General features: G+C 67.2%; 24 protein-coding genes. 16 read left to right on the forward strand and 8 right to left on the reverse strand.

All coding sequences use genetic code 11. The features are described from left to right. Positions 1 to 450: 450 nt before the first annotated feature. The 6 genes from F4553_RS08790 to F4553_RS08815 all read left to right on the forward strand — a co-directional run bounded on the left by F4553_RS08790 (position 451) and on the right by F4553_RS08815 (position 5,766). Complete coding sequence (locus F4553_RS08790; protein WP_221469825.1) at positions 451 to 1,029, forward strand: nucleotidyltransferase domain-containing protein; 579 nt, start codon at positions 451 to 453, stop codon at positions 1,027 to 1,029. 123 nt (positions 1,030 to 1,152) lie between these two features. After that, on the forward strand, positions 1,153 to 1,503 hold the full coding sequence (locus tag F4553_RS08795) for a YciI family protein (protein ID WP_184834336.1): 351 nt from the start codon (positions 1,153 to 1,155) through the stop codon (positions 1,501 to 1,503). A 156-nt stretch (positions 1,504 to 1,659) separates the two neighbouring features. Then, positions 1,660 to 3,546 carry a CASTOR/POLLUX-related putative ion channel gene (locus tag F4553_RS08800; protein WP_184834338.1) on the forward strand — a complete coding sequence of 629 codons (1,887 nt, stop codon included), beginning with the start codon at positions 1,660 to 1,662 and terminating at the stop codon, positions 3,544 to 3,546. Positions 3,547 to 3,622: 76 nt separating this feature from the next. Beyond that, positions 3,623 to 3,988, forward strand: coding sequence for a hypothetical protein (locus tag F4553_RS08805; RefSeq protein ID WP_184834340.1), 366 nt, complete (start codon positions 3,623 to 3,625; stop codon positions 3,986 to 3,988). Next, on the forward strand, positions 3,940 to 4,620 hold the full coding sequence (locus F4553_RS08810; RefSeq protein WP_184834342.1) for a hypothetical protein: 681 nt from the start codon (positions 3,940 to 3,942) through the stop codon (positions 4,618 to 4,620). Before F4553_RS08805 ends, F4553_RS08810 begins: the two co-directional genes overlap by 49 nt. A 261-nt stretch (positions 4,621 to 4,881) precedes the next feature. Continuing rightward, positions 4,882 to 5,766, forward strand: a complete 885-nt coding sequence (locus F4553_RS08815) for an aminoglycoside phosphotransferase family protein (protein ID WP_184834344.1) — start codon at positions 4,882 to 4,884, stop codon at positions 5,764 to 5,766. A 124-nt stretch (positions 5,767 to 5,890) separates the two neighbouring features. Here F4553_RS08815 and F4553_RS08820 read toward each other — a convergent pair whose 3' ends face one another. Together F4553_RS08820 and F4553_RS08825 are read right to left on the reverse strand one after the other, a co-directional pair. Next, positions 5,891 to 7,213, reverse strand: a complete 1,323-nt coding sequence (locus F4553_RS08820; protein WP_184834346.1) for a VldE C-terminal domain-containing protein — start codon at positions 7,211 to 7,213, stop codon at positions 5,891 to 5,893. A gap of 521 nt (positions 7,214 to 7,734) precedes the next feature. Then, the gene (locus F4553_RS08825; RefSeq protein WP_184834348.1) at positions 7,735 to 8,517 is read right to left on the reverse strand and encodes a DUF6193 family natural product biosynthesis protein; all 783 of its coding nucleotides are present in this window, start codon (positions 8,515 to 8,517) and stop codon (positions 7,735 to 7,737) included. A gap of 110 nt (positions 8,518 to 8,627) precedes the next feature. On the opposite strand from F4553_RS08825, the gene F4553_RS08830 reads away from it, so the two are divergent. Both F4553_RS08830 and F4553_RS08835 read left to right on the forward strand, forming a co-directional pair. Next, positions 8,628 to 9,290 carry a DUF6308 family protein gene (locus F4553_RS08830; RefSeq protein ID WP_184834350.1) on the forward strand — a complete coding sequence of 221 codons (663 nt, stop codon included), beginning with the start codon at positions 8,628 to 8,630 and terminating at the stop codon, positions 9,288 to 9,290. A gap of 563 nt (positions 9,291 to 9,853) precedes the next feature. After that, positions 9,854 to 10,708 carry a hypothetical protein gene (locus tag F4553_RS08835; protein ID WP_184834351.1) on the forward strand — a complete coding sequence of 285 codons (855 nt, stop codon included), beginning with the start codon at positions 9,854 to 9,856 and terminating at the stop codon, positions 10,706 to 10,708. Between the two features lie 188 nt (positions 10,709 to 10,896). On the opposite strand, the gene F4553_RS08840 is transcribed toward F4553_RS08835, so the two are convergent. The 4 genes from F4553_RS08840 to F4553_RS08855 all read right to left on the reverse strand — a co-directional run bounded on the left by F4553_RS08840 (position 10,897) and on the right by F4553_RS08855 (position 14,807). Continuing rightward, positions 10,897 to 12,180: a tetratricopeptide repeat protein gene (locus tag F4553_RS08840; RefSeq protein ID WP_312875140.1), complete on the reverse strand. Its 1,284-nt coding sequence runs from the start codon at positions 12,178 to 12,180 to the stop codon at positions 10,897 to 10,899. A 306-nt stretch (positions 12,181 to 12,486) separates the two neighbouring features. Further along, a complete protein-coding gene (locus F4553_RS08845) occupies positions 12,487 to 12,987 on the reverse strand; it encodes a hypothetical protein (protein WP_184834353.1) in 501 nt (166 codons plus the stop codon). Between the two features lie 80 nt (positions 12,988 to 13,067). Further along, positions 13,068 to 14,354 carry an MFS transporter gene (locus F4553_RS08850; protein WP_246466249.1) on the reverse strand — a complete coding sequence of 429 codons (1,287 nt, stop codon included), beginning with the start codon at positions 14,352 to 14,354 and terminating at the stop codon, positions 13,068 to 13,070. Positions 14,355 to 14,510: 156 nt separating this feature from the next. Beyond that, positions 14,511 to 14,807 carry a hypothetical protein gene (locus tag F4553_RS08855; RefSeq protein WP_184834355.1) on the reverse strand — a complete coding sequence of 99 codons (297 nt, stop codon included), beginning with the start codon at positions 14,805 to 14,807 and terminating at the stop codon, positions 14,511 to 14,513. Between the two features lie 7 nt (positions 14,808 to 14,814). On the opposite strand from F4553_RS08855, the gene F4553_RS08860 reads away from it, so the two are divergent. Beyond that, on the forward strand, positions 14,815 to 15,201 hold the full coding sequence (locus tag F4553_RS08860) for a hypothetical protein (protein ID WP_184834357.1): 387 nt from the start codon (positions 14,815 to 14,817) through the stop codon (positions 15,199 to 15,201). Between the two features lie 59 nt (positions 15,202 to 15,260). On the opposite strand, the gene F4553_RS08865 is transcribed toward F4553_RS08860, so the two are convergent. Further along, positions 15,261 to 15,749 (reverse strand): TetR/AcrR family transcriptional regulator, encoded by a 489-nt coding sequence (locus F4553_RS08865; protein ID WP_376776198.1) that lies wholly within the window; start codon positions 15,747 to 15,749, stop codon positions 15,261 to 15,263. A 213-nt stretch (positions 15,750 to 15,962) separates the two neighbouring features. Here F4553_RS08865 and F4553_RS08870 point away from each other — a divergent pair, with 213 nt between their 5' ends. The 6 genes from F4553_RS08870 (at position 15,963) to F4553_RS08895 (ending at position 21,552) form a co-directional block, all read left to right on the forward strand. Further along, positions 15,963 to 16,889, forward strand: coding sequence for an NADP-dependent oxidoreductase (locus F4553_RS08870; protein WP_246466251.1), 927 nt, complete (start codon positions 15,963 to 15,965; stop codon positions 16,887 to 16,889). A gap of 148 nt (positions 16,890 to 17,037) precedes the next feature. Next, complete coding sequence (locus F4553_RS08875; protein WP_184834363.1) at positions 17,038 to 17,868, forward strand: hypothetical protein; 831 nt, start codon at positions 17,038 to 17,040, stop codon at positions 17,866 to 17,868. Positions 17,869 to 18,100: 232 nt separating this feature from the next. Next, entirely contained in the window at positions 18,101 to 19,252 is a 1,152-nt protein-coding gene (locus tag F4553_RS08880) for a hypothetical protein (protein ID WP_184834365.1), read from the forward strand. 21 nt (positions 19,253 to 19,273) lie between these two features. After that, positions 19,274 to 20,050 (forward strand): aminoglycoside phosphotransferase family protein, encoded by a 777-nt coding sequence (locus tag F4553_RS08885; RefSeq protein ID WP_184834367.1) that lies wholly within the window; start codon positions 19,274 to 19,276, stop codon positions 20,048 to 20,050. A gap of 28 nt (positions 20,051 to 20,078) precedes the next feature. After that, complete coding sequence (locus tag F4553_RS08890; RefSeq protein WP_246466693.1) at positions 20,079 to 20,516, forward strand: GNAT family N-acetyltransferase; 438 nt, start codon at positions 20,079 to 20,081, stop codon at positions 20,514 to 20,516. A gap of 31 nt (positions 20,517 to 20,547) precedes the next feature. Then, positions 20,548 to 21,552, forward strand: coding sequence for a 5'-nucleotidase (locus F4553_RS08895; RefSeq protein ID WP_184834371.1), 1,005 nt, complete (start codon positions 20,548 to 20,550; stop codon positions 21,550 to 21,552). Here F4553_RS08895 and F4553_RS08900 read toward each other — a convergent pair. Continuing rightward, complete coding sequence (locus F4553_RS08900; RefSeq protein ID WP_184834373.1) at positions 21,475 to 21,729, reverse strand: SCO4848 family membrane protein; 255 nt, start codon at positions 21,727 to 21,729, stop codon at positions 21,475 to 21,477. The genes F4553_RS08895 and F4553_RS08900 overlap by 78 nt on opposite strands. Positions 21,730 to 22,165: 436 nt before the next feature. On the opposite strand from F4553_RS08900, the gene F4553_RS08905 reads away from it, so the two are divergent. Next, positions 22,166 to 24,721, forward strand: a complete 2,556-nt coding sequence (locus F4553_RS08905; protein WP_184834375.1) for an NB-ARC domain-containing protein — start codon at positions 22,166 to 22,168, stop codon at positions 24,719 to 24,721. Positions 24,722 to 24,736 lie beyond the last annotated feature (15 nt).

The following is a 24,736-nucleotide window of genomic DNA, read 5'->3' on the forward strand; positions in this document are numbered from 1 at the left end:
TGGGGTCGTGTCGCCGTGTTCTCCTATTCCCCACTCCATATGAATAGGCTGAGAAGGGGAAGGGAAAAGCGCCCCCAGCAGAAATCTGGATTGCTGTCGGCTCTGCCCGCACCATTCGCTCACATGGCTCGCCCGAACCGGATCACATAGCAGGTCCCACCCCTCGCCGATGGTCACGATTCAACCTCTGACCTGGAGTACCCGACCCAGCGCCGCCCACCGGACGCGACCGTCCGGGCGCCGTTCCCCAAGCATCCCGACGAGCTTGTCCGCGATGTTTCGTGAAGCTGTCATACCCAGGTGCTCTCATGTATCGACAAGCGAGTCGCGGGAGGCGCTGTGGATGGGGTATCGGTGCGTTGCGAGCGGCACGACGACGACCGGGTGAGCGAGTTCCGCATCGTCGATGCATCCGGGGAACTGGTGCCTGCCGTGCTTCAGGCGGGCTTCGTGGAACACGATGGCCATTGGGCCAAGGCCTTTCCCGCCGACACTCCGCACCTGGACCGAGCCTGGGACAACTTCCAGCGGCTCCTCGAACCCTGGCTGCGCCAGGCTGCCGGGCTGGCCCCGGTTCCGTGGCAGTCTGCCCTGACCGTCGTCTGCCAGCGCCTGAACGATGCGGACGTGGACTGGTGGCTGACCGGCAGCGCCGCGCTCGCCGTGCGGGGCATCCCGATCCAGCCGCATGACCTGGACCTCGTCGTATCCGACGCGCATGCGCTCCTGGTCGGCGAGTTGCTGCTCGACGGCCTGGTGGAGCCGGTGGCACCGGCGAACTGGTTCTGCGCCTGGTGGGGGCGGGCCGTTCTGGGCGCCCGGGTGGAGTGGGTCGGCGGCGTCGGTCCCACCGCCGACGAACCGCAGCCGACCGACTTCGGCCTGGTCGCCGCCGCACGCCTGGAGCGGGTCGGGTGGCAGGGGTGGGAGCTGCGCGTGCCGCCGCTGTCGCTGCAACGGGCGACCAGCCGACGTCGTGGGCTCGAGGATCGTGTCCGGCTCATCGACGACCACTCCGCCGCCGGGTGAACACCGGTCGGCCCGACGCGCCACGCCCTGAAGTTTTTCCGGCGGAGGGTGTCGGATCTGCCGGACGCCGTTCGTAGCGTAGGTGGAGGCGGACGCCGGGTCCGGCCGAGCAGAGGAGCAAACATGCCCGAGTACCTCATCTACTTCAACCAGCAGTGGGTGGGTGACCACAGCGAGGAGTGGTTCCGCGGGCGCGGACCACTCGCCAGGGCGGTCGTTGACGAGATCAAGGCCGCCGGGGCGTACGTCTTCGCCGGAGGCCTGGAGGAGGAGGACGGCCCGGTCTTCAACGCCGACGCCACGAGCGGCGCGCTGCTGTTCACCGATGGTCCCTACATCGAGAGCAAGGAGTTCCTGGGTGGGCTGACCATCGTGGACGTGGCCGACGAGGAGACGGCCCGGATGTGGGCCGGCAAGATCGCGGAAGCGTGCGGCTGGCCCCAGGAGGTCCGACGGTTCAAGCCGCGGCTTTAAGACGCTCTGACCGGAGCGGGCACGTTCGGCCTGGCCGCGGACCCAGGGGTTCGCGACCAGGCCTGATATGAACTGTTCGCGGATGGATACGCCGTTAACGTGCGATATGCACCTAAGATCATCGCGGTGGGAACGTCCCGAGGCAAGAGGCGACACATGCGGCATACGAGCAAGCGCTTGCGCTACTGGTTCGACAACACGATGACCAGGGGCACCCCTGCGCTGATCGGGTGGCTGTTCGCGGTGTCGCTGGTCCTGATCGTCGCCATCAGCACGCTGATCGTGTTCGCGACGCCCCAGAGTGAGAAGGCCACCACCGTCGGCAACACGGTGCGGGAGATCTGGGTCAACACCGTCAGCACGTTCCGGCTGGGAACCGGCGCGGAGACCCGGGTGCAGCTCGTGGTGCTCCAGGTCCTGCTGTCCGCCACCGGGATCTTCTTCGCCAGCACCTTGATCGGCCTGCTCGCCTCCGGGGTGAACAAGCGGATCCAGGAACTGCGCAAGGGCCACTCCATGGTCCTGGAGAAAGACCACACAGTGATCATCGGCTGGTCGGACGAGATCATCACCGTGCTGTCAGGGCTCGTGGAAGCCAACCGCGCCGCCCGACGCAGGTCGGCCGTGGCGATCGTGGCGAACATGGACCGCACCGAGATGGACGAGCTCATCCGGCGCAGGATCAAGGACCTCGGCAACACCCGCGTCATCTGCCGGTCCGGCAGCCCGGTCGACCCCGCCGACATCGACATCGCCAACCTCGCGCAGGCGCGTTCGGTCATCGTGCTCCGACCGCCCGGCGACAACGCCGATCAGCAGGTGCTCAAGACGCTGCTCGCCGTCACCAGCCGACTGGACCCGGGCACCGCACGATTCCACGTCACCGTGCCCGTCTCCGGCGGCAAGAGCCTGGCGGCGGTGAAGCTCGCCGGCGGCGGTGTCGTGGAGGCGCTGGACGTGGACGACATCGTGGCCAGGCTCCTGGTCCAGTCCAGCCTGCAGCCCGGCCTTTCCAGCGTCTACTCCTACCTGCTCGACTTCGCCGGCGACGAGATCTACATCCGGCCCGAACCGCGCCTGATCGGCAGCACGTTCGCCGCGGCGCTGCACCGGTACGAGACCTCGGCGCTGATCGGGCTCCGGTACGCCGACGGCACCGTCGACCTCAGCCCGGGAACCGACCAGCTGATCGCCACCGGCGACGAGGTCATCGTGATCTCACGCGATGCCGGAACCATCGAGCTCGTCGACGGCGAGCACCAGATCGACCACGCCGCGATCGCCGTCGCGCCACCCACGACCCGGCCGGTAAAACACGCGGTGCTCCTCGGATGGAACCGCCGAGCCCCGGCCGTCATCCGGGAGTTCGACCAGTACGTGGGGACCGGCTCACGGCTGCACGTCGTCACCGCCAGCACCGAGCACAAGGTCGCCGTCGAGGCCGCCGCCGCGCGCGTACCCGGACTGGATGTCAGCACCGCGCAGGCCGACACCACCGACCGCGACGAACTCGAACTGGCCGACATCCACCAGTACGGCCACGTGATCGTCCTGTCCGACGACGACGCCGACCCGCAGGACGCGGACACGGCCACCCTGATCACTCTGCTGCAGCTGCGCGACATGCAGGCACAGCACGGCTGGCGGCACACCGTCGTCAGCGAGATGGCGGATTCGCGCAACTGCCGGCTCGCCGCGGCCGCACACGTCGACGACTTCGTCGTCAGCGAGCACCTCATCAGCATGCTGATCTGCCAGATCTCGCAGGACCGCAACATCGCCAGGGTCTACCGGACGCTCCTGGACAGTGCCGGAGGCGAGATCTACCTTCGACCGGTGCCCGAGTACCTCGCCCCCGGGCACGACGTCGACTTCCACACGGTCATCGAGGCCGCCCGGCGTCGCGGCGAGATCGCCATCGGCTACCGGCGCACCTCAGCCGCCGCCCAGTCGCACTCCTCTGGGGTGGTCATCAATCCCGACAAGACCGTGAAAATGCGGCTCGACGCCTGCGACAAGCTCATCGTGATCGCGCGGGAATGACTGCGCCCTTGATCGCTACGGCCGAGCCGCGATGTCCCACTATCGGTCGACAATCCTTTTCGCCGGGATCAGGGCCGTGATCTATTGGGTCATGACGTTTCGCACCGGTATCACTCAGGGCGGCGGGGTGTCCGCGCTGCAGACCAAGTTCCCCCACGCGACCATGTGCCGACTGTTCATCAGCGGCGAGCGCGATCCCCAGTCGCTGACCAAGCCCACCCAGGCGCTGACCGAGGCCTACTGGGCGAAAGGCATCGTGCCGGTCGTCAGCTTCAAGCCCAAAGCGGCTGCTGTCGCCGCCGGGCAATGGGACCAGTACCTGAAGAACTCGCCAAGTTCCTGGCCGGGCAGCACGAGACCTGGATCATCCCCTGGCACGAACCGGAAGGCGACATGGACGGCAAGGTGTACGCCGCGTTGTTCGACCGTGTCTACGACGTGATGAAGGCCGCGGCGTCCTCGGTGAAGGTCGGCACCGCGGCGATGGGGTACCAGTGGGCTCCGAAGAAGAACGACCCGAACCACTCCATCGCCGGGCACACCGACCACCCCGACGACTGGCATGTCAAGACCGCCGACTTCCTCGGTGTCGACGCCTACTCCGGCCAGTCCTTCCCGCTCGCGACGATCCTCCCCGAACATCCCGGTGTCACCCGTTGGCTCCAGCACATCGTCCCCGCCCACGGCGAATACGCACTCATCGAGCGCGGTTTCAAAGCCACCGGATCCACCGAACGGCTCGAACGGGCGAAGCAGATCGCCCGGGAAGCCGACTGGCTACTCACCACGGAGGGCCGGCGCTGCACCACCTACATCTACTGGGACACCCCCGGTCAGGAGAGCGACGCCGCCCTCGTCCTCGGCGACGTCGGCGAGGCCGCCCTCGCCGACCTGCAGATCAGGATGCTCCACGCCACCAGCACGCCGACCATCCCCCAGCAGCCGACTCAGCCGACCAAGCCCAACGCCGACTACCAGCGCGGGTACGCCGAAGGCTACGCCGCCGGACTCGCCAAAGTGGACAAACTCGTCACCGACCTGATGAAGGCGCCCGTTCCCGTCGGCACCGCCTGAACAGGAGCCGACAGGACCATCCTTGGCGGACCGATCCCGCAGTCTTCCGTCTGGTGAACTCATGTCGGCGCGGTGCCGACATGAGTGCGGCCGTGACGTCCCGGGCCAGTTCGCCAGCCCACCCGCATCGTCGACCCGACGGAACAACGCGCACCGCCATAGGTTCAACGCCCAGGTTTGTCGGACCTCGGCCCGACCTCGTGGTCCTTGTGATCGCAATCCCGGTTGACGGGATGATCGAGCGGATTCTACGGTCGCGCGATGCGCCCAGGGGAGATCGTCGTTTCTGTTGAGCAGGTACACGCCCTGATCGACAAACAGTTCCCCCAGTGGTCGGGCTTGCCGGTCGTTGCGCAGCCGTTGAACGGCACCGACAACGCACTGTTCCGGCTCGGTGATTCGTTGACGGCGCGGCTACCGCGGGCGCCGTGGGCGGTCGAACAGGTGGCGACCGATGCGGCCTGGCTGCCGCGGCTGGCGCCGCACCTGCCCGTGCCGGTGCCGGTGCCGGTCGCGGTCGGTCAGCCGGCCGGGGACTATCCGTGGCCGTGGACGGTGGTCCCGTGGCTGGACGGATGCAATCCGCAGGCCGGGCAGGACCTCGTCGATCTCGCCGTCGACCTGGCCGGTTTCGTGCGCGCGATGATCGCGATCGACCCGATGGACGGGCCGCTCAAGGAGGGGATCCAGCGCGGCGTACCGCTAGTGCAACGCGACCAGCTGACCCGCCGATCGATCGCGGCGCTGGGCAACCGGATCGACGGCCGGGCGGTGACCGCGGCTTGGGACGAGGCGATGACGGCGGATGAGTGGCCCGGACCGCCGGTATGGCTGCATGGTGATCTCTTGGAAGGCAACCTGCTAATCGATGGGGGCCGACTCATCGGGGTGATCGACTTCGGCGGTCTCGGCCGCGGCGACCCGGCAGTCGAGGTGTGGCCGGGCTGGAGCCTGTTCGACTCCCGCGCACGGGCCGCCTACCGGGAGGCGCTCGGGTTCGACGATGCGACCTGGGTACGCGGATGGGCCTGGCCGCTGTCGGGCTCGCTCTACTGGCTGGCGGACCTGTGGGACTCGATCAGCGAGGAGGACCGAGACGACACGGTCCGCCACATCGACTACATCGTGCGCCACCGCCACAGCTGACCATCCGGCGCCTCCGACCCTGGTCAGAGGCGCCGGATAACGCGCCTCGACTCCGCGCTTTGCGGAGCGTCGCCGGCAGCCAGCACGGGTCCGGCCGCTTCGGCGAAGCGGCCGGACTCGTGATTCACAGCGTGTAGAGGATCTTTACGCCGCCGAGGACCAGGGCGTTCACTCTGCTGCCGGGGATGCCGGTGGACAGGTTGCGCCACCCATTTGCGCTGTGCGCCTCATGGACGACGCCGCCGGCCGCGGTGTAGATGTACTTGACACCACCGAGGCTCATGGCCGAAATTGCCGAGCCGCTGACGCCGTTGATGCCGGTCCACAGGTTCTGCCAGCCGGCATTGCTCGCGGCCTCGAAGACCTGCCCGCCGTTGACGCTGTAGATGATTTTCACGTTGTTAAGGGTGGTCGCGGCGACGGCCGATGCCGGGATGCCGGTGGACAGGTTGCGCCACCCATTGGCGCTGTGTGCCTCATGAACGATGCCGTTGACCACGGTGTAGATGTACTTGACACCGCCGAGGCTGATCACGGAGATGGTGGAGCTGCTGACTCCGGTGATTCCGGTCGGCAGGTTGCGCCATCCGTTCGCGCTGTTCGCCTCATAGACACCACCGTTGATGATCGTATAGATGTACTTGACGCCCTGGTGGCTCATCGCGGCGACCGCCCCGCCGTCGACACCGTTGATGCCGGTCCACAGGTTCTGCCAGCCCGCATTGCTCGCCGCCTCGAAGACCTGGCCTCCCCGCACGGTGTAGATGTACTTGACACCACTGGTGGCGAAGGCGGCGACAGCACTGCCGCTGACCGCGCCCGCGCTCCCGCTGACCGGCAACGGCCGCCAGCCGGCGTTGCTCGCCGCCTCGAAGACCTGCGCCGATCCGCTCCACCAGCTTGTCTGCCGCAGGGCACCCGCCCAGCTGAAGCTGAAGTGGATGTGGTTGGTGTGGCAGTCGCTGGGGTCTCCGCTGCAGGCATAGGGCTGCCAACCGGCGGAGGGATTGGACGCGTACCAGATCTGCCGGTTCCAGATCATGTACATGATGCCCAGTCGTCGGGCGTTGGCGTTGGCGTTGGCGTAGCGGTCGGTGGTGAGAAGCCAGTTGAAGATGTCGTTGGCGACGGCCCGCTGTCCTGCGTCGTTGTAGTTGAGAACGTAGTCGAGGGCGCGGCCCTCCTTGTGCTCGCTCTGCCCGCCGTCGTTGCAGGCGCGTCCGATGCCGTAGTTGTGCGGGCCATAGGTGGTGTTGAGGATGTCCCGGAACCCGACGACACCGGGCTTCTCGCTGGCTTCGCAGGTGTCCTGCCCGTCGTATGCGGCGTACGCGTCGATGGACGGACCGAAGTCCGGCGTCGCCGGCGCCGCCGACGCGGGAGAGGGCACGATGATCGCGGAGGCGAACAACGCGCTGACGATCAGGGCTCTGAGGGGTGATCTCACAGTGGCACTCCTGCTGTCGTCCGAGGACCGGCCGCAGGGGCTGATGCGGCCGGATGCTGATGCGGCGCAACCGGGTACATGTGGAGCTGCGGCCCGACTGCCCACTCGCCCAATCCTCCGGGCTTCGCCCACCCGAAATCCCATACGCATCCTCACCCGGGATGGGTCGACGGGCTGAGTCGTCAGAGCACGACATACGGCCCGGCCTCCGCACGTCGGCATGAGCGCGCGGACAGTGGCTACTTGTTTACTGGGTTTACGACCGCGGCCCGGCCAGGCATGGTCGAGGTGGTTGGCGGGTCGCTCTCATCTGCGGCTGTCCACAGCGGGATCGTGTGACTCTGGGTCGACGGGGGACGGGAGGACAGGAGCCGGAAGGTACGCGGCGGCGTTGTGGATCGGCCAGGACGATCGCCGGGGTGGTCGGCCTGGTGGGTACTGGGGGCGATCGGCTGCCGCGCCACTGCGTGGCTTGCCCTCGAACCGGACAGCTGACCTAGCGGGATGCACGGCCACACGCATTAATCCTCATACAGATACGGCCCTGCGATCGCAGCGCCCAAGCCCGGAGGGGGGAGATCTGCCGCGATCAGCACCGCTTCCTCGGCCGTGGCCGCCGTGCCGATGGTGGGCCCCATCCAGTTCTCGCGAACTGTAAACGTTGAGTCCTCCGACGCGGTAAGGCAAACGATGTCGGGCGAGAACGGGTAGCCCGTGGTGGTTGAAAAGCGCAGCATCCAATGGCTGGTGTACGGGTAGAGCTGCCGCAACCTCGGCTCGGCATAAGCAGCCATGATGAGTGCCCGGTACTCGGGCCAATTCGCCTCGTCCGCTTCCCGCAAGAGCCGATCCCACTCCCCGGTCACGATGTATTCCGGTCCCAGTTCAGCGGCTTCACCCCGCCGGGTCACCTCAACGAACGGGGCGGCCAGCTGAATGTCGCGCAACGGCGCCCCACCGCTCCAGGCTTGCGCAGCCTTGACGACCTCGGCCAGATCTGTCGTGCTACCGGATATCGACGAAATGCCCTGGCTCCAACCACTGATGATCCAGACACGTTCGACAGCGCCAGCGGTGATACCGAGGCCCTTACGCAGCGGCGTTGCGCTGGGCACGGTGGCGCTATGCAGCGGCTGTCGCTCACTGGCCACGACATCAAGAGAGATCCCAGCCGCGCTGGCGACCGCCTGAAGCGCAGCGCCGAGGCTTCCGTAAGCCGCTACGTCGGCGTAGAGCTGGGTTGGGTCAAGCGGTGCATCCATACGTTGAGTCTGCCGCACCTTGCCGATCAGGCGTCTAGGCACGGGGTCTCCTAGCGTGGACGTGCGAACTCCAGTACGACCGCGTTGGGCGCGGACGATTCCGGACCGAACGTGATCCGCTGACGCAACCTCCGATGTGGCATGCTCTCGCGGTGCATTCAGAGGATCTATTACGCGTCCGGATCCGCGATGTGCTCGCAGTTCCCGACATCGAACGTCTCGTCGCCGCCTACTTCGATCCCAACAAGCCATTCGCCGGCACCTCGTTTGACCTGCTGGGTGAGAATCCGCCCGATATGTTCACCCTCGACGACCTGCTTGCGACCACATTGCTGGACATCTCCTGGCGCCCTCTCGCTATCCGCACTCTCCTCGCGGGCGGCGGTCACCTCACCGCTGGGCTCGCTACTCTCCCCACCGACCTAGACCTTTGGAACGCCAGTCCCGATATCCTGCGGTCAGCGGGGGTCTTGCATCAGTGGCTCGACAAGCTACCTGGGGTCGGCCCAGTGATCGCGAGCAAGCTCCTGGCCCGCAAACGACCTCGGCTTGTGCCCATCCATGACAGTGTCGTGCTTCGCGTGCTCGCTCCGCCGGAGAACCAGTTCTGGACAACGCTGGCAACAGCGCTGACCGAGTCCACGCTCCGCAGTGAGATCGAGGCGCTTCGCCCATCCGGCGTCGACTCGCCCAGTCTATTGCGACTGCTCGACGTCGCAATCTGGACATGTCATAGCCGTGCGCGAAACGCCCGTAAAGCACGTGGTGCGGTCGGGATAACCGAACCTGGCCCGGTTCCGCCCGTGAAGTCGTGACGCCAGGCTAACTGCACCCCGCCCGCAGCGGCAGGTCCGTGCCTTCTGGGGAGCCCGCAGCGCCGAAGGTTGGTTCGGGGCAGTCGGGGCGAACTCCGTACCGGTCTGCAGTAAAGGCTGTGATGTGTCGGATCAGCCGGACTCGCAGCGCCAGCGGCCACCGTGGCTGCCTGCATATCGCGTGAGCGGTATCGACTTGCGTGAGGCAGAAGGGGCCGCGAGCAGCAGCAGGCAGGCAGGCGACATCGGGACCGATCGTGCTGGTGGGGTCCTGCGCCCGGCGTGACGGAGGTGGTGATTCGGTCAAATGTGGCCGTTCGCCGTTCGAAGAAGCCATTGCTGCGTCCACCTACCGTCGTGAAGAGACCGACAGCAGGGACCTCGGAGGGCTGGCATGAACTGGTGGGACGTGGCGGCCGGAGCCGTCGCCGGGCTGGTGCTTCAGAACGTTACCTACCCTTCGGCCGTGAAGCGGTATCAGAGGTGGCGAAAGCGCCGACACTTTCGAGCCGCCGAACTCGCCAGTCGGATAATGGAAGACCGTTTCGGTTAACGACACTCGCGTGACGGTCATTCGGGACCGACACAGGCCACGGTGGCTATCCGAAGGCTTCGAAAACGGGCAACAGGTCGGGATCGCCACCCTGCGCATCAGCCGAGTCAACGACCGTCCCGAGGACGACCGGGCGGGTCGAAGCCACCGCATCGTCTGTCAGATGCACACTTACGACTACTTCAGCTTTTTGGCCACCCACCGTCTCCTGCTCACCGGCGATGTGCAGGAACGGAAAATTCTGACCGAGATTGCTGGCGAGCCGAAGTGCGGGGAGCCAATAGACGGATTCCCGAATCCCTTCAGCGTCGGTCTCTCGGTATTCTGCGAGGACGGTGACTACCTCGTGCTCACCCGGCGAACCACCAGCGTCGCGGCTGGCGGTCATTGGCACGGCGGCAAGGTCTACAACGCAGTCGGAGAGAACGCTGCGCTCCGCGACTTCAGTCCCGGGCTCGACGGCGTAGTGCGATCGACCCCGTATCTCATTGCCCAGCGCGGGTTATGGGAGGAATTGGGTTTGCCCGTAGTCGAGATCGATGCGAGCGAGATCCGGCTCCACAGTCTGGCCTATGCCATGGATTTGCGCGACCACAAGGTCTTCGGCTACGTGCTTACCGGTCTATCCCGGGACGAGCTGCAGAACGCCTGGCGCCAAGCACCCGACCGATCGGAGTCGGCGAGCAGCGGCCTGGACTTTCACTCCGTCCAGACCAAGGCGGATACTCGGCGATTGTTGCAAAGAATCGTCGATGAAACGGAGGACTGGGCGCCGGAGGCCGTGTTCTGCACGATTCGTTCTGTGCTGGTCCGGCGCCTGCTCCTTCCCTCCGAGGTGAGCAGCATCCTGGCGTCAGGGAAGTGAACCTCACCGGCGGCGTTCGCCCCGTTTCATGGACAAAACCAGTACCCAATCTCCGCCGATCTTGCCAAGCAGTGCACTCACATCAGCAGAGTCGGACGTCACGATGACGTTGTTCGCATGTGCGCCTCGCGGCAGGTTCGGACGTCGATCAACGCGGTGCTGGTGACGTCGCCGGGTGGCGGGATGGTTCAGGTCTCGTCGAGGTGTTGTGCTCGTTCGCTGCGGAGCTGTTCGAGGGTGGCGGTGTCGGCTGTGAGGTCTGGGTGTTCGACTTGACGGTCGAGTTCGACGACGATTTCGAGTTCACTGACGGCCTGGTCGAGGTTGCCGCCCGCCCAGTGGATCATCGCAATGTTAAACCGGGTCACGGCTTCCCCGGCCCGGTCCCCGACCTCCCGCCGGATCGGCAGCGCCTGCTCGTAGTAGGCCAGTGCCTGCCGCCGGTCACCCAACCCGTCGTACGCCATGCCGATGTTGTTCAGCGTGGTCGCTTCCCCGGCCCGGTCGCCGACCTCCCGCGTGATCGGCAGCGACTGCTCGAAATAGGTCAGTGCCTGCCGCAGGTCACCCAGCCCGTTGTACACGGCGCCGATGTTGCTCAGCGTGGTCGCTTCCCCGGCCCGGTTACCGACCTCCCGCGTGATCGGAAGCGACTGCTCGTAGTAGGCCAGCGCCTGCCGCCGATCACCCAACCCGTTGTACGCCAAGCCGATGTTGTTCAGCGTGGTCGCTTCCCCGGCCCGGTCGCCGACCTCCCGCCGGATCGGCAACGCCTGCTCGTAGTAGGCCAGCGCCTGCCGCCGATCACCCAGCCCGACGTACACCCCTCCGATATTGTTCAGCGTGGTCGCTTCCCCGGCCCGGTCGCCGACCTCCCGCCGGATCGGCAACGCCTGCTCGTAGTAGGCCAGCGCCTGCCGCCGATCACCCAACCCGTCGTACACCAAGCCCATGTTGCTCAGCGTGGTCGCTTCCCCGGCCCGGTCACAGACCTCCCGCAGGATCGGCAACGACTGCTCGAAATAGGCCAGCGCCTGCCGCCGATCACCCAGCCCCGCGTACGCGGCGCCGATGTTGCTCAGCGTGGCCGCTTCCCCGTCCTGGTCGCGGACCTCCCGCATGATCGGCAGCGCCTGCCCGTAGTAGGCCAGTGCCTGCCGCCGGTCACCCAGCCCGTTGTACACCATGCCGATGTTGCTCAGCGTGGCCGCTTCCCCGGCCCGGTCACAGACCTCCCGCCAGATCGGCAGCGCCTGCATATAGCAGTCCAACGCCTGCCGTGGGCTGCCGGTGGACGACAGCGCCCAGCCCAGGTGGTGCAGAGCGCTAGCGTCCGGGCCCAACGCCAGCGTCGCTTGTGCCATCGACGCCACGTCGGCGAACCGGGACCGGCTCAGCCACACCCCGGCCACCCGGCGCCCGGCGTCGCGAGCGATCTCCGGCTCCCGACCCGCCACCGCCAGCCGATGCACCTCCGCCCACCGCGCAACCCTCACACCAGGCTCACCACCAGCCAACCGTCCCGCCTCCCCACCGTTAGTGGCCGAGGCCGACACATCCACCAACCCCAACCCCTCCCGCGACAGCCGCCAACACCCCACACCATGCAACCCCGACCCGAACAGGCAGCCCCACAAGCCCGGCATGAAACCCAAGATCCGAATAGGACGGAACCACCAAATCATCCCGCAAACCCGAACACCACCACAGCCACCGACCAGACACCTGCAACATCCGCTCATCGGCATGAGCGAGCGGGGTCGTCACTGTCTGCGGCTTCAGATGTAGCCGATCGGGCAGTCATGGCGCAGTGAGTGCTCGGCTGCCTGCCGGTAGACCGCGACGTAGAAGGTGACCGGGTCGTCGATGCTGTTGCTCAGCGCGAGTGCGCCGCGCGGCAGGTCGGCAGGCAGGCCGATCTCGGCGGCCATCGGCACGACCGCGTCCCGTAGCCGATGGGAGCTGAAGACCCGAGTGTGTTCGTCGTCGTACGCGTTGCCTATCGGCAGCGTGATCAAGCCGTCGAACAGCACCGGGACGAACAGAGCAGCATCGAGCAGTTCCTCGGCCCCGTGCCGGGCACACAGCTCGGCGAAGCCGTCCATCACCGGCGCGATCTTCTCTTCGAAACTCTCCGCTGGCGGCACCTCGTGTGGTGGCCCTGGGTAAGGCCTTAGGCCACGCTCGACGAGAGCGCGGTCCAGCAGCGAGCGGATGCCGGACGTGATCTCGTCCTGGGCCCAGCTGTCAGGCCCGATGTCGACCAGGTAGATACCCACGCGGATACGCTACCGACCCGAAAAGATGAGCGATCATTCCCTTCTGGCAGTCGTGACTTCGGAGCTGACGGGTACGCCGGTCAGGCAGAGACAAGCGCATCGGCAGGGTGGCTGCCCGTTGCCGGACTCTTCCAGTCGGAGGCACTTCGCAGCGCCGCCTCGACGCGGCGGTTGCCGGTCATGGTCGCCGTGACGGCGGTCATGGCGAGGAGGAGGCCGGCCGCGGCGTAGAGCGGGGTGCGCACGTCGTACGTGGTGGCCAGCCAGCCGCCGAGGAAGGCGCCGAAGGGGGCGGCGCACATGGCGAGCATGCGCGAGGTGGAGGCGACCCGGCCCATCAGGTGGGGTGGGACGATCGCCTGCCGGAGCGAGGGGGCGAGCACCATCGTGGCGCCCATGCCTGCCCCGCAGACGGCGAGCGCGAGCCCGGCCGCGTACGGATTCGGGGCGGCGGCAAGCCCCAGAATGGCAAGCCCTTCGACCATGGCCGTGCTGGTCAGTGCAGTGCCGGTGCCGAGTCGTCGACCGAGGAAGGAGGCGATGCCCGCGCCGAGCAGTCCGCCCGTGGCCTCCGCCGTCAGGAGCAGACCGAAGCCGAGAGTGCCGATGCCGAGACGGTCGTGCGCGAAGAGGGCGAGTACGGTCTCCACGGCGAGGAAGGCGACGTTGCCGACCGCCGGACGGAGCGCGAGCCCGAGCAGCAATCGATCACGGAAGACGTACGAGGCCCCTGCCTGTGCCTGCCGAAGCAGTGACTCGCGGGCCTGAGGTGCGGGGCGAGGTATGGCGGGCAGCGACCGGATGAGTACGGCGGAGAGCGCGAACGACACCGCGTCGGCGAGCAGCGGGACCGCCCGCCCGAGGACGAGCAGCGCACTGCCCGCCGGAGGCCCCGCGAAGCCGGACATCGCGGTCTGGGCTCCGCGCAGGCGGGTGTTCGCCCGTTCCAGGAACGCGGGATCGCGGCCGAGCAGCTCTGGCAGATAAGCCGTGGCGGCCGTGTCGAAGAAGAGGCCGCCGAGGCTGAGCAGGAAGGCGACGCCCGCGATCAGCGGAATGCTCAGCACATCGAGCGCTGCAGCGGCCGCGGGTATCACCAGGAGCAGCGCACGCGTGGTGTCGGCGATCCACATCGTGCGCCGGCGGTCCCAGCGGTCCACCAGCGCACCGCCCAGCACCCCGAAGAGCAGCCACGGCAGTGTCCCGGCGGCCACCACGACGGCGAGCGCCATCGGAGCTCGTGTCAACGTCAACGCGAGCAGCGGCAGGGCGGCGTGCATGACGCCGTCACCGAGCGAGGAGACCGTCTGTGCGGTCCACAGCCGTCCGAACCCGGTCGGCAGCTTCATGGTCAGGTCGAGGTGCATGACCTCACGCTGCCGAAGCTGCCGGACCTGATCAAGGTCGAATCTCCAACCGTGCCATAACACGGGGCTTATCAACGGGGGTAGATCGCCGCCATGAGGCGAATTCATCCTGGGCAGTCCGCAGCCGACCGGCTTCACCGGGCCGGTCGCCGAGGATTACCTGGACGCGGACGAATACATCACCGCGGCCGCGAGCAGCCTGCTGTGCCGGGCCGGAAAGGTGGTGCCGACCAGCATCAACTTCAGATCCGCATCGACGCGGCTGCCGGGCAACCTGCCCCGATGACGACGGACTCGCTCGACATCAAGGTCGAACCGCAGCTCGTCCTCTCCTGCGGGCACTGAGCAGGCGAGACCGACCGGCGGCAGCGTCGGCGGCAGCGCGTACGCGGGCAAGGGCGTGAGTGGATGCCCGGGGGCGGCGGGAGGCTCGTCCTGGCGTTCGGCGATCATGAACCTCATGGATGAGCAGCAGGCGCCGCAGTCGGCCGAGAGTGCGGCGAAGGTCATCACTCTCTGCGGCTCGACCAGGTTCGAGACTGAGTTCGCGAAGGTCAACCAGCGGCTCACGATGGAGGGTTGCGTCGTGATCAGTCTCGGAATGTTCCGCCTCCCCGATCTGCCGGGCTACGACTGGACAGCCGACAGCTCGGACCTGAAGGGGCGGCTCGGCAGGGTGCACTTCCAGAAAATTCGCATGGCGGACGAGGTGTACATCGTGGATCCGGGCGGCTACGTGGGTGAGTCGACCCGGCGGGAGATCGCCTACGCGGAGTCGCTCGGCAAGCCGGTCCGGTATCTGAGTCGCGAGCGCCCGGCTCGAACGGCAGACAGCCCCCAAGATTGAGTCCCCCTGGCCGTCCACTCATCGACGCTAGCGCGCCGCGGTCGGTGTGGATGGCTGGTTCAGGGCGTCGGTCCGAGGCCGCGCATCAGGATGTCGAGCAGGCGGTCTGCTCGGGCGGCGTGTTCGGGCGGGCGGGCCACGGTGAAGATGCCGATGAGGCTGGCGGCGACGTCCTCGGCGGTGACATCGGTGCGGATTTCGCCTGTCGCGCGGCCGGCGTTGAGGATTTCGTCGATGGCGGCGAGCAGTTCGGCCTGCGTGTGGGCGTGGGCGATGTCGCCGGATTCGATCATCGCGAGCAGCGTGTCGAGCATGCCGTTCTTGGTCGCGATCCAGTCGCCGAACAGGTCCATCCAGCGTCGTAGCGCCGCGGGCGGGGAAAGCCGGACGAGGAGCTCGCGGGCGCCGGTGGTGAGCCGCGCGACCTGGTCGTGGTAGACCGCGTCGACGAGGGATTCACGGGTGGGGAAGTGCCGGTAGAGCGTGGCGATGCCGACCCCGGCTTCGCGTGCGATCGCACGCATGGAGGGTTCGGTATCGGCGGACACGAACACACGGGTCGCGACTTCGAGGAGTTGGTCGCGGTTGCGGGTCGCGTCCGCTCGCAGTCTGCGCGCGTCTGACTCCACCAAAACGGATCACGCTCCGATTGTGCTACGTTGGCTCTTGGAAACGGAGCATAGTCCACTTCCGCTCCTTCCATCCACGGTCAGAGGGGACCGCACAGCATGCAAGAAGCCAGCGCCCACACCTCCGGGGTCATGAGCAGGGCGGTCCTGCTCGAGTCGTTCGGCGGCTCCGAGGTTCTCGATCTCCACGAGGTACCCACACCACAGGCAGGCCCGGGGCAGATCCGCGTGCGAGTCACCGCAGCCGGACTGAACCCGATGGACTGGTTCATGACCTCCGACCCGGACACCGCCGGCCGCTTCGGCCTGAGCCTGCCGTCCGGATTCGGAACCGACTACGCCGGGATCGTCGACCAGGTCGGTGCCGGCGTGACCGGGTTCGCAGCCGGCGACCGGGTGTTCGGCGGAGCGCTCTCCCGCGCGGTCGCCGACTACGTGGTGATCGACGCGGCAGGGACCATCGCGGTGGGCGGCGACGCGCACCACACCCCTGACGGCGTCGACGACCGCACCGCCGCCGCGCTGACCATAGCCGGGTGCACGGCCGCCGCAGCCCTCGTCGTCGTCAACCCCGGCCCGGGCGACACCCTGCTCATCGGTGGTGCGGGCGGCGGAGTCGGCGTGTTCACCGTGCAGCTCGCCCGGCTCACCGGCGCGCGGGTGATCGGAACCGGATCGGCGACCTCGGCCGACGCCCTGCGAGCCCTCGGCGCCGAGCCGGTCGTCTACGGGGACGGCCTGGCCGACCGGCTCCGAGCCCTGGCTCCCGGCGGCATCACCGCGGCGATCGACCTGTTCGGCACCGACACGGTGCGGGTGGCACGGGAACTCGGCGTGCCCGACGAGCGCATCACCACCATCGCCGCCCAGGTCGACGGGATCACCCCGGCGAACGGAGCCAACGCCGCCCCGGGCGCCATCGAGGAGATCGCGCACCTGGTCGCCGCAGGCCGGCTGCGCGTACCCATCGCGGCGACCTTCCCCGTCGAGCAGATCCGCGCCGCAGTCGACCTCCAAGCCGGCCGCCACGTACACGGCAAGATCGTCATCGACCTGTAGCTCCCGCCCACCGAGACGCCAGGGATGTGGCGTTCCGGTGGCCCGGCGCCGACCTGTCCTTTCGGAAAGGTCGGGCTTCCCCTGCGGCATGAGTCTTCTCGCCAGGCCGCGACTTGTGCCGAGCCCATCGACGTTCAAGCATTTGCCTATGAAAAAATGGGCAATCCTTTCAGCGGCGGCGGTCCTGGCCGGCGTAGCGATCCAGAGCCCGGCCGAAGCGGTTGCGGGCATCCAGTACGTGACGTCGGCGAGCGCGACCGACAGCTCGGCGGCGAAGACCGTGGTCCTCTACTGCCCGACCGGCACCGTCTCGATCGGAGGCGGGGCGTACCTGACCGGAGCGACCGGGCAGGCCACGATCCGGCAGATCGCACCGACCACGGTCCTCGGCCGCAACGCCCTGGTCGTGATCGGCGCCGAGGACTCCGACGGCTACTCCGGCACATGGAACATCACCGCCACCAACGTGTGCATCCCGACCCCGGCCGGCTTCCGCTATGTCCGGGTCACCGTCAGCGACCCGTCGCTCGTCTGGGCCACCGCCGACTGCACGGGCCAGCGGGTCATCGGTAGCGGATACACCGTCTCCTCGACGGCCAAGGCGATGGCCACCGGCATCGAGATCGACACCCGCAACCGCGCGTACCTGAGCGTCGAGCCCAGCAGCGTCCCCGGCGCCGTCACACCCATCACCGGTACGGTCACCGCCGCCTGCGCCGACGCCCAGCTGCCCGGGACCGTGCAGACCTCGGCGAGTACGCCGCAGGACTCCTCCAACCCGCAGACCGTGACCGTCACCTGCCCGACCGGTACACAGATCGTCCACATCGGCGGCGACCTGTGGCGCGTACGCGGGCACTCGGTCATCGACGACTTCCGGATCATCCAGCCGAACATGATCACCGTGACCGGATACGAGGACGAGCTCGGCAACCCCGACATCTGGGCCACCGAGGCGTACGCCACCTGCGCCGCATAGACCACGACACCCTCGGTGCCGCCAGGCGCACGCAGCCCTGGCGGCATCAAGCCCGAGGTCGCCAGATGGTGGAGTTCGGCACGGTGTCGCGGGAGCCGAGCCCCGGCGGGATCGTCAACCGCCTCATCGTCGCGGGCGGATGACGCACGGGCGGGCAGCTCGACCTTCGGGCAGCGTCCGACCGTCCCATCAGGCCATTGACGGGCATAATCACCGCTGGTGAAGTTGCCGGGTGCATACTCGACACCGCCGCAATCACCGATCCGTCGCCATCCGAGCCGCCAGCCTGGCCGGTGCCGCCCTCCTCCTGCTGCCGCTGGCAGCGTGCGTGAAGAAGGCCTCGACGGCCCAGCCGACGGCGACGCCGACCACCACCACCGATGTCAGCCCCGGCGACACCGGCCCCAGCCCGGTCCCGCGCTCCTCGATCTACGCCTTCGCGGGCACGAAGGCGTTCGGGGTCGGCGAGGCCGGCAAAGTGCTCTACCAGGCGACCTCCGGGACCTGGAGCGAGCCGCAGTGGACGCAGAAGGGCCGCTACGCCGCCGCCGTCTCCCGGACCCTCAACGCCAAGGACGCCCGGCTGGCCGTCATCGACAGCCAGACCGGCAAGGTGATCAACATCCGCTGCGGCTGCGGCTCGGTGGCGCTCGTCGGCGACTCCATCGCCGTCTGGGCCGACGAGAAGGGGCAGCTCTTCCAGCTCGACATCACCAGCGCCGGCGTCGCCCGGAAGTTGAACGTCTCGCTGCCGCAGGGCACGCCCCGGCTCGCCGCCGCCGGGACCAACGACACGTTTCTGCTCATCGCGTCGGACGCACCCGACGGCGACAACGGCAAAGGCGCTGCCTACTCGGTGAAGCTCGACGGGAGCAAGACGCTCGTCCGGGATCTACCGGAGGTGAGCACGCTGCAGTTCGCCGCGGCACGTGCCGGTGGTGGCGAGGGGGCGCGGTGGGCGTACCAGGTGATTGAATCTCAGGGCGATTGCGCGCACCCGGGGCCGATCCTGGTCGTGGACGACGCGGGAGCGGCGACCACACCCGACGTGACGGACCTCCTCGGCGGTAAGACCGCCGAGGAGGTCGACGTCGCTGTGCTCTCCGCCTGGTGGGAGCCGGACGGCAGGCTCTTCGCGGTGATGCAGAGCTGGATCTGCGACCCCTCGGGCGGCACCCCGGTGGTCAAGGCGAGCCTGTGGCGGCTCGACGGCGGGAAGTGGCTCGCGGTGGAGCAGCCGGCGCTGCGGCTCGAGCACGACCTCGCCGCGGACACGAAGATCGTCCTGACCGACGACGACAAGCTGACCCTGGAGACCTCCTCGGGCAGCACCCCGATCGCGGCCGACGTGCTCTCGGTGGTCCTGCCGCCCGTCGTGCCGTAGGCGGCTGTAGCGTCCTGCGATATGGCGGACCAGGAGTTCCTGCAGGATCAGCCGCATCGTGCGGTGGTGCGGGTCGGCGACACGGTACGCCGGCCCGCACTCCCCTGGACGCCGACGGTCCACGAGCTGCTGCGCCACCTGGAGTCGGTCGGCTTCGAGGCCGCGCCGAGGGCGCTGGGCATCGACGAGCAGGGCCGCGAGGTCCTGACCTATCTGGAGGGCGACTCCGGCGGCGACGGCTGGGACCGGGTCGCCGACGAGGCCGGGCTGGTCGCGATGGCCCGGCTGCTGCGCGACTACCACCAGGCCGTGGCGGGATTCCGGCCGACCGCCGAGGCCGGCTGGGCGACGCATCCCGGTCCCGTCGCCGCGGGTGAGCTGGTCTGCCACGGCGACTTCGGGCCGTGGAACCTCGTCTGGCACGGCACGCGGCCCGTCGGCATCCTGGACTGGGACCTCGCCTGGCCCGCCGAACCGCTGCACGACGTCGCCTACGCCCTGGAGTACGTGACCCCGTTTCGCGACGATGCCGAATGCCTGCGCTGGCTGCGGTACCCGTCGCCGCCGGAGCGGCGCCGCCGGATGGAGCTGTTCGCCGACGCCTACGGACTGACCTCGATCGACGGCCTGGTCGACAAGGTGATCGAGCAGCAGGAGGTCGTGCTGGACCGGGCCCGCCGGCTCGCCGCGCAGGGCGTCCAGCCGCAGCTGTCGTGGCTGGCGAGCGGCGCTCTCGACGAGGTGGCGGCGCGGATCCGGTGGAGCCGTGACCACCGGCACCTGATCCAGGAGCCGTGACCGGCGGCGGGTTAGATTTCTCCTCGTGATGATCGAGGAACGGGCCGAGGACGACGCCGAGCTGACCGTGCTGCTGGACGCGGCCTTCGCGGAGCTGGTGCGCCGCTACGGGCTGGAGGGCCGCTCGCACGTCAAGGGCGGCGCCCGGTTCCTGGTGGCGGTCCTTGACGGTCGGGCCGTCGGCTGCGGCGCACTGCAGGCGACCGAGGATCCGCAGGTCGGAGAGCTCAAGCGGATGTACGTCCAGCCGGATGCCCGCGGCCAGGGGGTCGCCGCAGCGGTCCTGGCCGGGGTGGAGGCCCTCGGTCGGGAGCTCGGCTACCGGTCGATCCGGCTCGCGACCGGGCTGCGGCAGCCGGAGGCGATGGCGCTCTACGAGAAGCACGGGTACCGGCCGATGGAGCCCTACGGCAAGTACGTCCACCAGGAGCTCATCCGCTGCTACGACAAGCAGCTCGACCGGTAGCCTGGACAGACGCAGATCTTGGGAGTGCCGCATGCCGTACAGCCTGGACAACCGTCTGGTGGTCGGCATCGCGTCGAGCGCCCTGTTCGACCTCGCCGCCGCAGACGACGTCTTCCGCAACCACGGCGAGCAGGCCTACCGGAAATACCAGGAGGACAAGCTCACCGAGCCGCTGGGCCCCGGGGTCGCCTTCCCCTTCATCAAGCGGCTGCTGTCCCTCAACGACCTCAGCGGCGGCGACGGCCCGCTGGTGGAGGTTGTGATCCTGTCCCGCAACGACCCCGACACCGGGTTGCGGGTGATGAGATCCGTCGAACACCACAACCTCGCCATCACCAGGGCGATCTTCATGCAGGGCAAGTCGCCCTACAAGTTCATGCCCGTGCTGCACATGGCGCTGTTCCTGTCCGCGAACCGGGCCGACGTCCATGAGGCGACGAGCCGGGGCCTGCCGGCCGGGCTGGTCCTGCCCTCCGACTATGTCGACGACACCGACGACGCGGATCTGCGGATCGCCTTCGACTTCGACGGTGTCCTCGCCGACGACGCCTCCGAGCGGGTGATGCAGGCCGGTGGGCTGGAGGAGTTCCACGCGCACGAGCGCGCCAACACGGTGACCCCGCATTCGCCGGGGCCGCTGGCCGGGTTCCTGCGGGAGATCAACCGGATCCAGCGCCGCGAGGAGGACCGGCGGCTCGAGGATCCGACCTACCGGATCCGGCTCCACGTCGCCATCGTGACCGCACGCAGCGCGCCGTCACACGAGCGGCCGATATCCAGCCTGAAGGCGTGGGGCGTGACCGTGAACGACGTGTTCTTCCTCGGCGGCGTCGACAAGGGGCCCGTCATCGGGGTGCTGAGGCCGCACATCTTCTTCGACGACCAGCAGGCGAACCTGACCTCCACCTCGCCGATGGCGCCGAGCGTCCACATCCCCTACGGAGTGGTCAACCTGCCGTCAGGCGCGGGAGAGGCGGCGGGCGGCGAGCCAGCCCCGCACGCCGAGCACGCCGGCGGTCGTACCGATGACCAGTGAAGCTGCGATGAGCAGCGCGTGCACCCAGAGGAACGACGTCGCCGCGCCCTCGCCGGGGTGACCGGAGACCCAGGCGCGCGGGTCGTCCCAGATCGCCACGCCGAAGCGCGGCCAGATCACCCAGGTCCAGACACCCACACCTACCAGGAACAGCGACCACCCGCGCGTCAGCACCATGATTGCGGAGTATGCCAGGGCCGCTATCTGCGCTGCCGCGCGGTCGCGGGATGATTAGGAAGTCGCGCTGCTATACCAGGTTGTGCAGGTCGCCAGCACGACGGGACCGCAGTCGGGACCGCCCGCGGTGCCCGCGAGCAGAACGGACCCTGACCGACAGGTCGAGGAGACAGCGGTCGTGTCTAACATCCAACGATCATTGGTGCCATTCGATCATTCACCTTCGGCCTGCTCGCCTTTCGGTGGGATCTCATCCGCCATACGTGTTCTATTACCCGGCCATAGCGCACCCGACAACCTGATTCACGTGCCGATTAATCCCACTTCTTGGCCCTGACCAGGGCCAGGCGTCTGTCCGTGGATAGGCGACAGGACGATACCCGCCAACTCATCGACGTTGATACGTTGCGGACTTGCCTGCCGATGAGGGGTGCTCGTGTCCAGCAACCTTTCCAGCCTGACCTGCTACGCACTCATCCGTGCCATCGAGCATGATCTGAGAACGCTGCTGTCGACCTTCTGCGGAGAGCATCCCGTCGAGCAGGTGTTCGACGCGGCGATGCTCGCCAAAACAATCGAACGCAGGCTCAACGACCGGCGCAAGCAGACGGATCACACCAGCCTGACCGCGCTACTTCCCTATGTCGACTTCGGGGACGCGCTCGCGTTGATGAACAAGCTGCGCCCCTTCTTCCCGGAGGACACGCGGGAAGGGCTGGTGTCGCTGCGCAAAGCATTGGAAGGAGCTATTCCGGTACGCAATCGGGTAGCGCACTCGCGTCCCTTGGAATTGGGCGATCTCCCGAAAATAGTGGACCTGGCGGAGGAGCTGAGCGGAGTGGCCGGATTCCCCTGGCCGGAGCTCAACAGCACTCAGCGCCAACTTGCCGAAAACCCTGCCTTTGTCATTAGCCTGCGTCCCGACCTGCGCAAGGACAGGCAGAGCGCGGTGTCGCACAATCTCCCGGACGCCGATTTCGACGAAACAGGCCTATTAGGCCGGAGAGTCAACCGCGCCGAACTGCTCGATGAGCTGCTTCACGGTCCCTGGCCTGTAGTGTCGCTGCTCGGCGAGGGAGGGATCGGCAAGACCGCGCTGGCACTGCAGGTAGCCTATGACCTTGTTGATCACCCTGAATGCCCCTTCGAGATAGTGGTGTGGACAACCGCGAAGTCAGAGGTACTGACAACATCGGAGATCAAGCGCATCCCGGGAGCGATTCAGGACTCCATGGGGGTCTTCGAACGGACGGCCACACAACTGGCCGGCCCCGCCGGAGCGGAAAACCCGATCGCCGAGGTACGGACCTATCTGTCGGAGTTCCGCACCCTGCTGATCCTCGACAATCTCGAAACGGTGATGGACGAGCGGGTCCTCGACTTCATTGTCCGGGTACCGCGCGGCTCGAAGGTACTGATCACCAGTCGCTTCGGGGTGAAAGACCAGCGAGGGATCAACTTGGCGCCACTGGATGAGAAGGAGGCCACCCATCTGCTGCGCTCGCTGGCTCGCGCACGGAGGGTGTCGTCGCTGGCCAGCTTGACCGGTGAGGAAGCCTCCCACTACGTGCAGCGCATGAACCGCCACCCTGGTTTCATCAAGTGGTTCGTCGCCGGAGTAGAGCTGGGCAGGGAGTCGCCCGAGCAGTTGCTGCGGAAGGAGGATCTTGTTCTGGACTTCTGCATGCGCAACGTCTTCGACCAGCTCAGCGCAGATGCTCGGACGCTGCTCCAGTCCCTGCTGATCGCCACGGGCAGTCACACGCGGGCCGAGCTTGCCTTCCTCAACGGATTTGACGCCGCACGTACTGAGACCGCCGCCTACGAACTACTACGAACGAACTTCGTCACCCAGATGGCGGCCGGTGTGCACCGCGACGCGTTAGCACTCAGCGACTTCGCGCGAAAATACATGCGGAAGAATCATCCGCCGACACTCGACCAGCAACGCCACATCTCCGCGCGCCAGCGCGAACTGATCAAGATCGGTGGCGAGCTGCAGTACGCACATAGCCGGAACCCGTACGCGCCGGACACCCTGGAGATCCGCGATCCCGGCGACTTCCACGCGGCCGGTCAGCTGCGCATCGCCTTAGACGATGCGGCGGCCGGACAGTTCAGCGACTCCATCGAACGCTGTATACAGGCACGGGCTCTGGCCCCCGGATATCCAGAGCCGCACCGGGTCATGGGTTACATCTTCGACCTCGCCAACAATCTCAGCGAGGCGCAGAACTCCTACCAGAATGCCGTCGAGATGTCGTCGACGAGTCCCTACGTGCGCTACTTCTACGGCAGATTCCTCGTAACCAACCAGCTCAACCCATACGAAGGGTTGCGGATGCTGCAGGAGGCGCACGAGCTGGATCCAGACAGTCTGCTGGTGGAGGTCGGAATCGCTCAGGCTCATCTCGAGCTGGAAGCCTATAACGAGGCAACCCAATTGGCGATGGATCTCCTCAAACGACCGGACATCACATACAATGCAGAGTGGGATTGTATATGCGTGTTACTTGGTGCAGTCGAGGCCCTTGTCCGACGCGCCGAGAGCCCTGCATCTCACGACTCTGCCGCCCGCATGATAGCCAGATTGGTCGAAGCGGTGGAGTTGGTGAATGTGGCAGTCCTTGATGCCTATGTCCTGGACATGTGCCTGTTCTTCGAACACTGGGCACGCAGAACCGCGCGGAGCAACGTCTCATCGAGCGCAGCGCAGGCCTACGCTGCTGCAGCTTCACGGCTGCGGGAACGTCGACGCCAGGCAGACCCGAACCATATGGAACGTCTTGTCGGAACCATCAAGTCCAAGCCCCTCGACAAGACGTTCGGATTCATCGTCGCTGACAGCCAGGAGTACTTCCTGCATGAGAAGGCGATGGACGATCCAAACCATTTCTACGAGATCGACATCAACTCGACTGTGGCCTTCTACCCGGGGCAGCACACCGCCGGCAACCGCCCGCCCGCTCGGAATGTGCGGTGGCTGCTCTGAACCGCGCGTGCCGTA

The sequence above is a fragment of the Allocatelliglobosispora scoriae genome (genome assembly GCF_014204945.1).
Lineage (GTDB): Bacteria > Actinomycetota > Actinomycetes > Mycobacteriales > Micromonosporaceae > Allocatelliglobosispora > Allocatelliglobosispora scoriae.